This is a genomic window from Microvirga pakistanensis, from assembly GCF_004458765.1.
GTDB lineage: Bacteria > Pseudomonadota > Alphaproteobacteria > Rhizobiales > Beijerinckiaceae > Microvirga > Microvirga pakistanensis.
In genome coordinates this window covers 116,611-130,286 of the sequence record NZ_SPJX01000029.1, presented here as the reverse complement: position 1 = coordinate 130,286, position 13,676 = coordinate 116,611, and the positions used below count along the sequence as shown (strand labels likewise).

General features: G+C 63.3%; 12 protein-coding genes. All 12 read right to left on the bottom strand.

Annotation, left to right across the window (positions count from 1 at the left end):
- Positions 1–30 precede the first annotated feature (30 nt).
- Entirely contained in the window at positions 31–1,416 is a 1,386-nt protein-coding gene (locus E4K09_RS02195) for an ArgE/DapE family deacylase (RefSeq protein WP_134494821.1), read from the bottom strand.
- A gap of 182 nt (positions 1,417–1,598) precedes the next feature.
- On the bottom strand, positions 1,599–2,990 hold the full coding sequence (locus E4K09_RS02190) for an aspartate aminotransferase family protein (protein WP_134494819.1): 1,392 nt from the start codon (positions 2,988–2,990) through the stop codon (positions 1,599–1,601).
- Positions 2,991–3,003: 13 nt separating this feature from the next.
- Positions 3,004–4,515 (bottom strand): NAD-dependent succinate-semialdehyde dehydrogenase, encoded by a 1,512-nt coding sequence (locus E4K09_RS02185; protein WP_166802111.1) that lies wholly within the window; start codon positions 4,513–4,515, stop codon positions 3,004–3,006.
- A gap of 98 nt (positions 4,516–4,613) precedes the next feature.
- Complete coding sequence (gene ehuA, locus E4K09_RS02180; protein WP_134494817.1) at positions 4,614–5,417, bottom strand: ectoine/hydroxyectoine ABC transporter ATP-binding protein EhuA; 804 nt, start codon at positions 5,415–5,417, stop codon at positions 4,614–4,616.
- Positions 5,414–6,106: an ectoine/hydroxyectoine ABC transporter permease subunit EhuD gene (ehuD, locus tag E4K09_RS02175; protein ID WP_134494815.1), complete on the bottom strand. Its 693-nt coding sequence runs from the start codon at positions 6,104–6,106 to the stop codon at positions 5,414–5,416. The genes ehuA and ehuD overlap by 4 nt, the downstream gene beginning before the upstream one ends.
- Positions 6,103–6,768 carry an ectoine/hydroxyectoine ABC transporter permease subunit EhuC gene (gene ehuC / locus E4K09_RS02170; RefSeq protein ID WP_134494813.1) on the bottom strand — a complete coding sequence of 222 codons (666 nt, stop codon included), beginning with the start codon at positions 6,766–6,768 and terminating at the stop codon, positions 6,103–6,105. The genes ehuD and ehuC overlap by 4 nt, the downstream gene beginning before the upstream one ends.
- 75 nt (positions 6,769–6,843) lie before the next feature.
- A complete protein-coding gene (gene ehuB / locus E4K09_RS02165) occupies positions 6,844–7,695 on the bottom strand; it encodes an ectoine/hydroxyectoine ABC transporter substrate-binding protein EhuB (protein WP_134494811.1) in 852 nt (283 codons plus the stop codon).
- Positions 7,696–7,773: 78 nt separating this feature from the next.
- Positions 7,774–8,796 carry a N(2)-acetyl-L-2,4-diaminobutanoate deacetylase DoeB gene (doeB, locus tag E4K09_RS02160; RefSeq protein WP_134494809.1) on the bottom strand — a complete coding sequence of 341 codons (1,023 nt, stop codon included), beginning with the start codon at positions 8,794–8,796 and terminating at the stop codon, positions 7,774–7,776.
- 5 nt (positions 8,797–8,801) lie between these two features.
- On the bottom strand, positions 8,802–9,983 hold the full coding sequence (gene doeA / locus E4K09_RS02155) for an ectoine hydrolase DoeA (protein ID WP_134494807.1): 1,182 nt from the start codon (positions 9,981–9,983) through the stop codon (positions 8,802–8,804).
- Positions 9,980–10,993, bottom strand: coding sequence for an ectoine utilization protein EutC (eutC, locus tag E4K09_RS02150; RefSeq protein WP_134494805.1), 1,014 nt, complete (start codon positions 10,991–10,993; stop codon positions 9,980–9,982). The genes doeA and eutC overlap by 4 nt, the downstream gene beginning before the upstream one ends.
- Complete coding sequence (eutB, locus tag E4K09_RS02145) at positions 10,990–11,979, bottom strand: hydroxyectoine utilization dehydratase EutB (protein WP_134494803.1); 990 nt, start codon at positions 11,977–11,979, stop codon at positions 10,990–10,992. Before eutB ends, eutC begins: the two co-directional genes overlap by 4 nt.
- Before the next feature lie 240 nt (positions 11,980–12,219).
- Complete coding sequence (gene ehuR / locus E4K09_RS02140; protein WP_134494801.1) at positions 12,220–13,599, bottom strand: MocR-like ectoine utilization transcription factor EhuR; 1,380 nt, start codon at positions 13,597–13,599, stop codon at positions 12,220–12,222.
- Positions 13,600–13,676 lie beyond the last annotated feature (77 nt).

Genomic DNA, 13,676 nt, shown 5'->3' with positions numbered 1-13,676 from the left:
TGTCGTGCTTCCTATCACTCAAGCTCGGCCTTAGTCGGAAAGGCCCGATTGAAGGCCTGCGGGAGTGAGGCCAATCGCGGTCTCTGCTGGGCGAACGCCGCACCACGACGCTGCGAACAAAGCGATCGCCTTCGTCACACGCCGTAAGGAAGGAAGAGATACACGCTCGTCGATGGCATGGATGTTCTCCGCAACGGGCCCGTAGACCAGAGAGGGAATTTTCCCGTGGACGGAATAGACAGCGGCATCGAGATAGCAGGCCATGACATAGGACTGTAAGGGCGAGGCATCGGGCGCATTAGCATCTGCGTGAGCCTCAGTCAGGACAGCCTCAGCATCCGAGCCCGGGGCAAGGGTGTAGCCCGCATGCACGACACCAACCCACTCCACAATCGGGGGTGGGCAGCGCTTTAGCATGGGATCGTTAGCTGCCGCAGTAGCGACAAATGCTTCGAATTCCTTCACACGCTCATGCGGGTCATCGCCGGGATAAAAGCCGATGCGTCCCTCGAACCGGCAGGACGAAGGAACCGATGCGATCCACTCGCCGCCATTGATTGTTCCAATCGTCAGGGCTGCGGGGTTGTCCACGTTGTCGAAGAACGGCTTCGTCGCCCGTTCCTCATTCCAGCGGGTCTCGAGCTGACGCAAAAGCTCGATGAGCCGCATGGCTGCATCAAGCGCGCTCACGCCCCCACTGACCTCGCGCGGGTGGGCAGGAGTGCCGTCGATCGAAACTTCGAATTTGATCACGCCGGAATTGGCGCGGACGAGCTTTTCGTCGGTTGGCTCCGGGATCAGCACCGCGTCGGCACCTTTGCCGCTGGCCAACGCCATCGCGGCTCCATTCCCGGTAATCTCCTCCTCCACGACCGAATGGATCTGGACGGGAGCGGTCAGTTCGAGCCCTGCGGCATTGATCGCATCAAGCGCGAAGATCACCGCGGACAATCCCGCCTTCATGTCTCCGGCGCCGCGGCCATAGAGCCACTCGCCGTCTTGCGTCGGCTCGAAGGGAGGATATCGCCAACGCTTCGGATCGCCCGTGGGCACGATATCGACATGAGCGTTCAGGATGAGGGATCGGCCATGCGTGGTCGGGGGTTCGCGGATTCCGATCACGTTCCAGAAATTCTCATAGCTGACCGTTGCCGGGGAAAAAGCCGGATGCTTTCCGATGAGTGACGGATCGAGCAGTTGGCGACCGACGTCATATCCCCGTTCCAGAAGCGCCGCTTCGACGAGTGCCTGGACCTCCGCTTCCTGTCCCCGCAGCGAGACGCAGCGGACCAGGTCCGAGAGAAATTTGACCTGCGCGTCGAAGGCCCTGTCAACGGCGGCAAGAATGCGCTCACGGTCGGCTACTGAAAGGGAGCTTGCCGGTGAAGAATCATCGGTTGGGACTGTTGTGCTCAATGCGAGATCCTATCGAACGAAAACTCGAGCTGAAAGAACTGCGGCATCCAGTGACGCCATCGCATGGCGGCGTCAATTGTCCTATCGTTCCCGCAAGCGGAACCGGCTTTTCGCTCGATCTGCTCGGAAAGAAAGCATCCGGCCCGACACATCGTTCCAGGGCCGGGCGATTTTCCGATGGCTCAGAGAGTGGCAGTCACGGCTTCCACTGCGTCCTTGGTGGCGGACACGATCGTATCGGCTTCGTCCCGCGTCAGGCAGAGCGGCGGAGCAAAGCCGAGGATGTCGCCCTGCGGCATGGCGCGACCGATGACGCCCCGCTCAAGCAGGGCTGCCGTGATACGCGGGCCAACCTTCTCGGAGGCATCGAAGAACACACGGTCGTCGCGGTCGCGCACGAACTCGATGGCGGCCATCAAGCCTTCGCCGCGCACCTCGCCGACGAAGCGGTTGGCGAGGACGGAGTCTTTCAACGCCTTGATGAAATAAGCGCCGACCTCGCGGGCATTGTTGACGATATCAAGTTCGTCGACGACTTCGAGATTGGCCACGCCGGCTGCGGCGCAGAGCGGATGAGACGAGTAGGTCCAGCCGTGGCCGATAGCGCCGTAGGTGTCGGATCCCTGCTCCAGCACGCGCCAGACCTTCTCGGACACGATCACCCCGGAGAGCGGCGCGTAAGCTGAGGTCAGGCCTTTGGCAATGGTGATGAGGTCCGGCTTAATTCCGTAGTGATCGGAGCCAAACATGGTGCCGAGGCGTCCGAAGCCGGTAATAACCTCGTCCGCGATGAGCAGGATGTCATACTTTTCAAGAACGGCCTGGATCTTCTCCCAGTAGCCCTTCGGTGGGGGCACGATGCCGCCTGTGCCGAGCACCGGCTCGCCGATGAAGGCCGCGATCGTTTCCGGGCCCTCGGCCTGGATCATCTCCTCGAGCTTGTCGGCGCAGAATTGCGAGAACTGCTCCTCGCTCATGGCGCGGTCAGGGCGGCGGAAGTAGTAGGGGGCTTCCGTGTGCAGTATCGGCGCGCGCGGCAGGTCAAACAGATTGTGGAAGGCGGCCAGGCCCGTCAGGCTGCCGCTCATCAGACCGGAGCCGTGGTAGCCGCGCCAGCGCGAGATGATCTTCTTCTTCTCTGGCCGTCCCAGCACATTGTTCATGTACCAGACGAGCTTGATATTTGTCTCGTTGGCGTCCGAGCCGGAGAGGCCGAAGAACACGCGGCTCATGCCTTTCGGCGCGCGGTCGATGATCATCTTCGCCAGACGGATTGACGGTTCGGAGCCGTGGCCGACATAAGCATGGTAATAGGGTAGGGCGGCGGCCTGTGCAGCGATGGCGTCCGTAATCTTGGTGCGGCCGTAGCCGACATTCACGCAATAGAGGCCCGCAAAGGCATCGAGACTGCGCTTTCCGTGACGGTCAACGATGTAGACGCCCTCGCCGCCAGTAATGATGCGGTTGGGCGTTTCTCCGCGCGCATGCTGGGCCATGTGGGTGGAGGGATGAAAGAAGTGATCCCGGTCCCAGGCGTCGAGTTGGTTATCGAGGTTGTTCGCTTCGTTCAGCATGTCTGGCTCCGGATCATTGTACGTCGATGCAAAGGTATTTCAGGTCGGTGAAGGCTTCGAGGCCGTGGCGCGATCCCTCGCGACCGAGGCCCGACTGTTTTATGCCGCCGAACGGAATCGGAGCGCCGGTGATCTTCACACGGTTGATCGCCACCATTCCGTACTCGAGGGCCCGGCAGAGCCGCAGGGCGCGCGCGCCGTTTTCGGTGGCCACATAAGCAACAAGGCCATACTCTATCGCGTTCGCCCGCGCCACCACCTCATCCTCGGTGTCGAACGGCGTCACGGCGGCGATCGGCGCGAAGGTCTCCTCGCGCATGATGAGCGCGTCATCCGGCACGTCCGCCAGCAGGGTCGGCGTCACGAAGTGCGGTCCCGGAGCATCATCGTCCGCCGTGAGGCGGCGGGCGCCATGGGCGAGGGCGTCTGCCACCTGCGCCTGTGCCTTGGTTACGGCGTTGGCATGCATGAGCGGGCCGATCTCCGCGTCGACCTCCAGGCCTGGTCCAACCTTCAGCCCAGCGATGCGCCGGCCGAAGGCTTCGCAGAACGCCTGGTAGATCCCGCGCTGGACATAGATGCGGTTGGCGGCAAGGCAGTCCTGCCCGGATGTTGCGAACTTCGCCGCCATGGCGATCGCGACCGCCTTATCGAGACTGACATCGTCGAACACGATTAGCGGGGCGTGGCCGCCCAGCTCCATCACGAGGCGCTTCATGGTGGACGCGCAGCGTGCCGCAATCTTTCGCCCGATCTCCGTCGAGCCCGTGAAGCTGACGACACGCACGCGCTCGTCATCGCAGAAGCGGTTGGCGATGGGTTCGGCATCGCCCGTCACGATGTTGAAGACGCCGCGCGGCAAGCCCGCCCGTTCGGCGAGCTCCGCCAGCGCGAGCGCGGAGAGAGGCGTGTAGGAGGAGGGGTGGGCCACCACCGTGCAGCCTGCGGCGAGCGCGGCCGCCGCCTTGCGGGTCAGCATGGCCGACGGGAAGTTCCACGGCGTGAGCAGCGCCGCCACGCCGAGGGCCTCGCGGCGCACCAGCATCTCGGCGCCAGGCAGGTGACTCGTGACGCTCTCCACGTTCAGGCGCTTGGCCTCTTCGGCATACCATTCCACGAACGAGGCGGCATAGGCGATTTCGCCCCTCGATTCAGCAAGAGGCTTTCCCTGTTCGAGGGTCATGATCAGGGCGAGATCATCGAGGGCCTCCAGAATGAGCGCATGCCAGGCACGCAGGCGTGCGGCCCGCTCCTGCGGCAGCAGGGCCTTCCATGTGGGGAACGCACGGGCGGCGGCATCGACGGCCTGTCGCGCCTCATCCGAGCCGAGGCGCGACACGCGGGCGACGTTCAGGCCCGTCGCCGGATCGTTGACCTCGAAGCGGGTATCGCCCGAAGCCGCCACCCAGCGCCCGTCGATATAGGCCATTTCACGGAGCAGGCTGGGATCCCGAAGGCGGCTCAGCGCCGGGTGGATATCCCTGTTGACAGGTATGGGAGCGGTGGTCTCTGTCATTGCGTTCATGCGTCGTCCTCCTCGGAAGATGATCGAGGGAAGGCTACCGCCTCCGAGGCCGAGACAATGTCGGTTCTTCGAGGGACGGGCAGAGAATGTCTCGGTTTTTACTGGGCGCAGCGGAGACTTTCTCGCATTTGCTCCTGCTCGCCCAGAATGGAGCTCAGAAATTCCCGAGTCCGGGGCTGCTGCGGGTTACTGAAGAAGCGCTCCGGTTCGTCCTGCTCGACGATGCGGCCCCTGTCGAAGAAGCAGACCCGGTCCGATACCTCCCGGGCAAAGCGCATCTCGTGCGTGACGAGTAGCATCGTCAGGTCGTGCTCGTGCGCGAGATCGCGAATGACGCCAAGAACCTCGCCGACGAGTTGCGGGTCGAGCGCGGAGGTCGGTTCGTCGAACAGGAGCACGCGCGGACGCATGGCGAGCGCGCGGGCGATCGCCACGCGCTGCTGCTGGCCGCCGGAGAGCTGGCTCGGGAAGTGATCCTTCTTGTCGGAGAGCCCAACCATGCGCAGAAGTTCAGTGGCGCGGCTTTCCGCCTCCCCCCGATTCATCTTTAGGACAGCGACTGGAGCCTCAACCACATTGCGCAGTACGGTCATGTGCGGGAACAGATTGAAGCTCTGAAACACCATGCCAACATTGCTGCGGATCTTGTGAAGGTGCGTTTCACTCGCCTTGAAAGGACCGCGGCCACCGGGCTCGTGGTAGCTTATCCCGTCGATCTCCAGGAGACCCTCCTGGAAAGGCTCCAGCGTCATCAAGATGCGCAGGACGGTGGACTTCCCGGATCCCGACGGGCCGATCAGGGTCACCTTCTCGCCGCGCCGGACCTCGAAGTTGAAATTGTCGAGCACGGTGAGCGCACCGAAGCGCTTCGTGACGTTCTCAAAGCGGATAATCGGGTTCATCGCAGCGGAATCCCACTTTTGGGCAGGGCCCTCTCGATCGCGTAGATGAGGGCCGAGCAGATGAGAGTCATCGGAAGGAAGATCAGGCCGACCATTGAAAGCGGCACGAGATACTCGAAGGTCCGCTCGCCGATCATGTTGGCGAGACCCAGCATGTCGAGCACCGTCACGACGGAGAGAACCGGCGTCTCCTTCAGCATCGACACGAGATAGTTCCCGAGCGCCGGCACGATGCGCGGGATCATCTGCGGCACGACGATGTCGCGGTAGGTCTGGAGGCGCGTCATGTTGAGCGCCGTCGCGGCCTCCCACTGGCCGCGCGGCACCGCCTCGATGCCGCCGCGATAGACCTCGGACGTATAGGCGGAGTATTGCAGCCCAAGCGCCAGCGCTCCGGTCATGAAGGCCGGCAGCACGATCCCGAAATCGGGCAGGACGTAATAGAGGAAGAAGAGCTGCACCAGGAGCGGCGTGTCGCGCACGAACTCGGTGAAGCCCGCCACCGTCCAGGAGACGACCTTGAACCGGCTGCGGCGCAGGAGCGCCAGCACCAGGCCGAGAACGAGGGCGATCGCATAGCCGACCGCCGCCGCCTGGAGGGTCACCAAGAGGCCGATGCCGAGGATCGGCAGAATGGAGATCGCGAAGGTCAGCGGCGTCGTGGTGTCCCAGGCGTAACCGTACATCATGAATGGGCGCTCCGGGGAAAAGCGGGTCCGCGTCTCAGCTTCATCTCGATGAAGCGCACGATCAGCATGATGCACAGCGCGATGATGAAGTAGCCGAGCAGCGTCAGGGTGTAGACCGTGGCGCTGTCCAGCGTGATGTTGCGCATCGACTGCGCCTGGAAGGTCAGGTCGGCGATGGAGATCAGCGAGACCAGGGCCGTGTCCTTGAGGTTCTGGATGGCGAGGTTGCCGAAGGCCGGCATCATCTCGATGACGGCCTGGGGCATCGAAATATGCCAGAGCGTGTAGCTCTTGCTGAAATTGAGCGCCCGCGCCGCCTCGAGCTGGGTGTGGGGCACCGCGAGCAGCGCTCCGCGCACCACCTCGGCGCCGAACGCGCCGGTGAGAAGCGACAGCGTCATAATGCCCGTGGTGATCGGATCGAACGAGATCCCGATCAGGGGCAGCGCGTAGTAGAACCAGAACAGCTGGACGAGAAGCGGCGTGCCGCGAAACAGCACGATATAGACGAAGGCGATGCCCGACAGGATCGGGTTGCTCGAAGTGCGTGCAATGCCGGCGGCGAATGCCAGGATCGCCCCGATGGCGATCGAGGACAGCGAGATCATCACCGTCACCTGCGCGCCCTTCAGCAGGGGGGGCAGATATTGCATCCAAGTCATCGTCGGAACTCCTGACGGGCGTTCATCCGGCCGGGGCGGGCGTGCCCCGGCCGGATGGTTCGAGCGATGCGCGGATTACTTTCCGGCGCAGAGATCGGCCACGTTCTTGGCGGCCGCCGCCTTGATGCTCTCGGGGCTCAGGCCGTAGGACGTGAGGATCTTCTGGTACTCCTCGGTCTGGCGAAACGCGACGAGCTCCTTATTGAAGGCGTCGCGGAGTTCCTTGTCCTCGGGGCGGAAGGCGAAGCCACCGTAATTGCGCACCGGCTTGCCTTCGACCACCGGGTCCGTGAACGGACGCACCTGCTCGAGGTTCTGGCTGCCTTCGGCGAGCTTTGACACGGTGAGCTCCGTCGCCGCATAGGCGTCCACGCGGGATTGCACGGTCGCGGGCGCGTCGGCATTGGCCTGGATGATGACGATCTGGCTGTCCTTCACGCCGACGGCGCGCAGGAAGTCGATGTTGTTGGCACCGGAGACGACCGCCACCTTGAGGGACGGATCCTTGGCGATGTCGGCATAGGTCGTCAGCTTCTTCGGATTGCCCTTCTTCACCAGAAGGCCTTCGCCGTAGCTGGAGTTCGGCTCCGTGAAGGTCACCTGCTTGCAGCGCTCGGCCGAGATGTTCTGCTCGGCGGCCGCGAAGGCAAAGCGGCGGGCCTTCAGGCCGGGAATGAGGGTGCCGAACGGCGTCACCGTCCAGTTCACCTCGTTGACGCCCATGCGCTTGAGCACCGCGATCGCCACGTCGGGGCCGATGCCCGCAGCGGTGCCGTCCTCCTTCATGTAGCCGTAGGGCACCTCGTTGGCCGTGGCGCCCTGGATGTAGCCGGCGCTCTTCACCTCTTCAAGGGTGAGCGCCTGCGCGCTCCCGAGCCCGGCCGCGAGAGCGAGAGCGGCGACGCCGTAACGGATCATGGTCTTCATCAGGTCTTCTCCTCTGGTGTTGTAAGAACCGCGTGCCGGTTAACCCGGCTTGCAGCGTTGTCGCTGGCGGCGTCTGATTCAGTTCTCTGATTCAGTTTTCTCCTCCACAGTTGCGACCACCGCGAGGCAGTCGCCTGTCTTGATGAGCCCGGGGAAATGCCGGGCTGCGAGAACGCCGTCGAGGGCCGCCCGATATTCGGCGGGCGCCTGTCCGGTTCGTCCGACAGGATGAATGCGGGCAATCACGTCGCCCACGTGCACCACGTCGCCGAGATCGACGCAGGACTCGACGAGGCCGTCATCCTCCGCGAAGCGGAAGCAATCGCTGGAGGGCATGTCGAGCCAGCGCGTCGGGCTGGTTTCCGGCACGCCTGCGACGATGCCCGCGTGCTTGAGCACGTTCATGACGCCGCGCTTGGCGATGCCGACCGTCCTGGCGGAGGACGTGCCACCGCCTGACAGTTCCGTGGTCACGAACACCTTGCCCATCGCTTCAGCTGCCGTGTCGTACATGCCGACGGCGTCGATCTCGATCATCCGCATCGAATAGGGTGCCGAAAAAGCCGCGACGGCATCGAAGCAGCGTTTTTCCTGCTCTTTGTCGGGCAGCTCATGTGCTGCCGCATAGGGCAGGAAGTCGAGGGTGCGTCCGCCCGAGTGGAAGTCGAGCACAATGTCCGCGAGCGGCAGCAGCGTGCGTTGGAAGTAATCGGCGATCTTCTCCGTCACCGTGCCGTCCGGACGTCCGGGGAAGCTTCGATTGAGGTTTCCGCGATCGATGGGCGATGTTCGGGTGCCCGCACGAAAGGCCGGGTAGTTCATGGCCGGCACGATGATGACGCGTCCTTGCACTGCATCCGCCCGGAGCCTGCGGGCAAGGTCGAAGAGAGCCACGGGACCTTCGTATTCGTCGCCGTGATTACCGCCGGTGAGAAGCGCGGTCGGTCCGTCGCCGCGCTTGACAACGGTGATCGGGATCATCACTGAGCCCCAAGCCGAGTCGTCGCGGCTGTAGGGCAGGCGCAGGAAGCCGTGCTGCACCCCATCCGCATCGAAATCGATGCTGGCGCTGATTGGGGAGGGGCGCTGAAGAGGCGTCATGACGTTCATGGCTTCACGAAGAGCTGGCGCGGCACGTTCGAGAGGCACTCGACTCCCGTCTCGGTGATGAGGATGCTCTCGGTGATCTCCAGGCCCATGTTCTCGAGCCACAGCCCCGTCATGAAGTGGAACGTCATGCCGGGCTTGAGCTCGGTTCGGTCGCCGGGGCGCAGGCTCATCGTGCGCTCGCCCCAGTCCGGCGGATAGCTCAGGCCGATGGGATAGCCGGTGCGGTTGTCCTTCACGATGCCGTATCGCTTGAGAACGGCAAAGAACGCGTTGGCGATGTCCTCGCAGACATTGCCGGGCCTGGCCGCCGCGAGACCTTCCTCCATGCCCTCCAGCACGGCCTTCTCGGCATCGAGAAACGCCTGCGTGGGCTTGCCCAGGAAGACGGTGCGCGAGAGCGGGCAGTGATAGCGCTTGTAGCAGCCCGCGATCTCGAAGAATGTGCCCTCGCCGCTGCGCATAGGCCTGTCGTCCCAGGTGAGATGGGGCGCGGACGCCTCTTCGCCCGAAGGCAGGAGCGGCACGATGGCCGCGTAGTCGCCGCCGTAGCCATCGACGCCGCGAAGGCCCGCATCGTAGATCTCGGCCACGAGGTCGTTCTTGCGCATGCCGGGCTCGACCGTCTCGACGATGCGCCGGTGCATGGCCTCGACGATGCGGCCCGCCACTTTCATGTATTCGATTTCCGTCGGGCTCTTGACGGCGCGCTGCCAGTTCACGAGCGACAGTGCATCCTTGAACGTGGCATTCGGCAGGTGCCTGACCAGCGACAGGTAGGCGGCGGCGGAGAAATAGTAGTTGTCCATCTCGACCGCGATGACGCCCTTGCCCCAGCCGCGCTCCTCGATGATGCCCGACAGAAAGTCCATCGGGTGGCGTTCCTTCGACTGAACGTAGTGATCCGGGTAGCCGATGATGTTGTCGTGGGCGAGATAGGCGGTGCGCTTCGCGCCGTTGGCATCCTGCCCGCGGCCGAACCAGATCGGCTCGCCCTCCGGCGGCACCAGGACGCATTGATGCACGTAGAACGACCAGCCGTCGTAGCCTGTCAGCCAATGCATGTTGGACGGATCGGTGACGATCAGGAGGTCGATCCCGCCTTTCTCCATCCCCCTGCGGGTTTTGGCGAGGCGCTCGGCATATTCTGCTCGGCTGAAATTGAGAGTGGGCGCGCTCACGAATAGCCTCCAGTTGCTTCTTTTGTATTGATGGATCTGCCCGCTCCGGCGTCGCGCGCGCGTGCATGGGCGAGGGTGGCGATGGCAGTATCCTGCACGCCGGTTCCGGTGAGGTCGCACAGAGTGATGGCGTCCGAGGTTTCCCGTCCGGGAACTTGCCGGGCGATGACCTGCCCCAGTTCCGGGAACGATCGATCTGCCGCGATCAATCCTGTCCGGATCGCGTGATGCAATTCGCCGAGGCGGCGCGTCTGAGCCACGCTGTCGGCAATGTAGGAGACACGCGTCAGGATCGTAGGATCGATCTCGTTCTTGTGCTCGGAATCCGAGCCCATGGCGGTGATGTGCTGACCGGGCTGCAGCCATTCCGCCTTCAGAAGCGGCTGCTCGGCGGGAGTCGTCGTGACGATGATGTCGGCACCGTCGCAGGCGGCTTGCGGACTTCGCACAGCGTCGACCGTGATTTCGAGCTCTGCTGCGAGGTCCTGCGCCGCCGCCTCGGCCCTGGCGAGATCCCGCGCCCAGATCCGGGCATGCGTGATCGGACGCACAAGCGTGAGAGCCTTGAGCTGAAGGCGGGCTTGAGTGCCTGCGCCGAAGATGGCGGCGCTCTGCGCATCGGCACGTGACAGGTGCTTCGCGGCAAGCGCACCGGCGGCAGCGGTGCGAACATCGGTGAGATAGCCGTTATCCAGCAGCAGAGCCTCGACGAGACCGGTCTTTGTGCTGAACAGGATCATCAGGCCGTTGAGGCTTGGCAGTCCAAGTTTCGGATTGTCGAAGAAGCCTGGGCTCACCTTGATGGCGAAACCGTCGAGGCCCGGGACGTAGGCAGTCTTCACGTCAACTTCGCCGCGATGCTCGACAATGTCGAGTCGGAGGATCGGCGGCATCACAACCGGCTTGGTGGCCAGGGCAGCGAAGGCATCCTCCACGCAGGCCACAACGCCTGCATCGAGTTGCACAACGTGGCGGAGATCGGGTTCGGTGAGAACGAGCATCTGAGTCATCGGTCTCGCTCTCCCGCGTTGCTGCCGGTGGTTACAATCTGCTGGTGGAGTATCTCGTCGATGTTGCGGCCCGAGACGATTACGACGGTCGGTCCTCGGACATCGACCTTCTTAGCCAGGAGCGCTGCGATACCAACCGCGCCGGCTCCCTCTACCGTTTCGCCTTCCGCCGCAAAGGCATGACGGATGCCTTCGGCAATCTCGTCCTCCGACAGCAGTACGACGTCGTCGAGGAGATCGCGGCACAGGGCGAAAGTGTAGCGGTTCTCCAGCCCGATACCGCCACCCAGGGAGTCGGCCAGGGTTTCCAGTTCCTCGACCGGGACGGGCTTTCCGGCGCGCAGACTCGCATACATAGCCGCGCCGCGCTCCATCGAGATTCCGATTACCCGCGCCTGCGGAAGCCGTCCTTTGATGGCCGAGGCAACGCCCGCGGCCAGTCCTCCGCCTGAGAGCGGAACGAGCACGAGTTCGGTATCGGGACGGTCATCCGCGATCTCGAGGCCTATCGTTCCTTGCCCCGCAATGACGTCGGCATGATCGAAAGGCGGAATGGCGGTCAGACCTTCCTCACGTACCAGACGTTCGACCTCCTCCTGCGCATCGTCCTGGGAGCGTCCGACAATGCGGACCTCAGCTGCGAGAGCCCGTACCGCTTCGACCTTGTTGGTAGGGACGAGAGCGGACATGCAAACAACCGCTGGCACGCCTTCGGCCTTCGCCGCATGTGCGACCGCACGACCGTGATTGCCCGTCGAGGCAGTGACGAGGCCGCGCTGCCGTGCTTCGGTGTTCAAGGAAAGGACAGCATTCGTGGCGCCACGCAGCTTGAAGCTGCCGGTCAGCTGATGGCTTTCGAGCTTGAGATAAACCGGAGCGCCGCAATGTGAGGAGAGTCCTGAGGACAAGGTGAGGGGCGTGCGCCGAACCCGATCGACGATGCGCTCCTGGGCTCTCATGATACCGTCGAGCCCGACCGCGCTCATCGGAGGGAGCCTGCGATGACGGAAACGGTCGGGGTCCAACAAACAACACCGGTGCTGCCGCACCGGGGTGTGGACTGAACTGCTTCGACGATACGGCTTCGTGCGGGCTTCAAGGGCATTCACCACTTTTGAGCAGGACAAAGGGATGGTGTGATGCACCCTATTTCATGTCAATAATTATATTGTTATGAAACAATCATGGTCACGTTAATTGAAACATCCTTTCGGAGAAGTCTCTGTCTAAGCGATAGAGCTGGTATCGAAGACAGGAGGCAGCTGGTCGAAAGTTTCCGCGATTGTCCGAAGAGTGCGGCTCAGGGTCGTATGGGACAAGCGTCCGCCGATGCAAATCCGGATGCCGCCCGTACTGTCCGGGCCCGCCATGAAGGGATCAGATGGGGTGACGGCGATATTTTTCTGGGCCAGCATCCGCACGAGTCCCTCTTCGGTCCATCGGGGCGGCACCTTCAGCCAAGCGCAAAGAGACAAGGGATGCGTATGGGCGATGTGCAGCCCGAGGATATCCTCCACAACGGCCTGACGTGCGCGAACCTCCCGGCGTTGCAAGGCAATCAGGTCTAGGGCCGTGCCGTCTTCGATCCAGAGGGTTGCGATCTCGGCAGGCAGGTTCGTGGCGCTCCAACTCGTCACGCGCATGATGCTCGCGACCCGGATCGAGTATTGCGGCGGAACCACGAGATATCCGACCCGCAATCCCGTCAGAACAGATTTGGTGAAGCTGGTGACGAAGAAGCCAAGCTCCGGGAGCAAGTCGGTAAACGATGGAAGTGGGGTTTCCAGGAGCGGCTTATAGACTTCATCTTCCACGACATAGATGCCGTAACGGCGCGCAATTCCCGCGATCGCCTGCCGTCGCTCGGCTCCCATCACATGGCTAGTCGGATTGCCCAGAGACGGGATGAGCACCAGGGCGCTCACTCCGCCGGCTGCGCAGGCCTCCTCGAAGGCCTCTACGAGAATGCCCTCATGGTCGGTTGGGAGACCGCGCAGGGTGAAGCCCAGAACGTTGGCGAGACCGATGATGCCATGGTCCGTCAGATTTTCGGTGAGAACGGTGTCGCCGGGCTGGACGATGGCGGCGACCGCCAGGAAGAGGCCGTGGGCGGCGCCGTTCGTGATCAGGATGCGGTCCTTCGCGGCGTCGACGCCGAGACCCTTCAACCAGACCTGTGCCGCAGCCCGATGGCGGTCCAGGCCCGCAATGGGCCGGCAGGGGCGCATGAAGGCGCTGTTGTCGCTCTGGGCGAGGCTCCGCATGACGGCGCGGGATGCGTTCTCATGCGATTCGGTGTAGATCGCCCGAATGATAGAGAGATCAACCGTCTCGCCAGGGTCCTGATCGAGCATAAACCGCTCTGCCTTCTCCGTAACCCGGCTGCGGACGAAAGTACCCCGGCCGACCTCGCCCCGCAGATAGCCACGCCGTTCGGCTTCCTTATAGCTGAGGCTCACGGTCTGGACGGACACCCCGAGCTGCCGGGCAAGATCCCGGTGCGTCGGCATCCGCGCATGCGCCGGCAAGATATCCGCATCGATGTCTGCGATGATCCGCTCCGTCAAGAGCTTATGCTTCGTGATCCCCTTCCGCTTAGTAAGCATGGGCCGCCAGTCTGCAATCCCCCGTTCTTCAGGTCGAACAAAGGCGTCTTGGTCATCGGAGGGGCGAGGCAGCTCTC

Bases quoted from the DNA above. Each gene is read 5' to 3' on its own strand.
- ehuB (WP_134494811.1), bottom strand. From the start codon at position 7,695: ATGAAGACCATGATCCGTTACGGCGTCGCCGCTCTCGCTCTCGCGGCC.
- doeB (WP_134494809.1), bottom strand. From the start codon at position 8,796: ATGACGCCTCTTCAGCGCCCCTCCCCAATCAGCGCCAGCATCGATTTC.
- ehuA (WP_134494817.1), bottom strand. From the start codon at position 5,417: ATGAACCCGATTATCCGCTTTGAGAACGTCACGAAGCGCTTCGGTGCG.
- ehuR (WP_134494801.1), bottom strand. From the start codon at position 13,599: ATGCTTACTAAGCGGAAGGGGATCACGAAGCATAAGCTCTTGACGGAG.
- E4K09_RS02190 (WP_134494819.1), bottom strand. From the start codon at position 2,990: ATGCTGAACGAAGCGAACAACCTCGATAACCAACTCGACGCCTGGGAC.
- eutC (WP_134494805.1), bottom strand. From the start codon at position 10,993: ATGACTCAGATGCTCGTTCTCACCGAACCCGATCTCCGCCACGTTGTG.
- E4K09_RS02185 (WP_166802111.1), bottom strand. From the start codon at position 4,515: ATGAACGCAATGACAGAGACCACCGCTCCCATACCTGTCAACAGGGAT.
- eutB (WP_134494803.1), bottom strand. From the start codon at position 11,979: ATGAGCGCGGTCGGGCTCGACGGTATCATGAGAGCCCAGGAGCGCATC.
- ehuD (WP_134494815.1), bottom strand. From the start codon at position 6,106: ATGATGTACGGTTACGCCTGGGACACCACGACGCCGCTGACCTTCGCG.
- ehuC (WP_134494813.1), bottom strand. From the start codon at position 6,768: ATGACTTGGATGCAATATCTGCCCCCCCTGCTGAAGGGCGCGCAGGTG.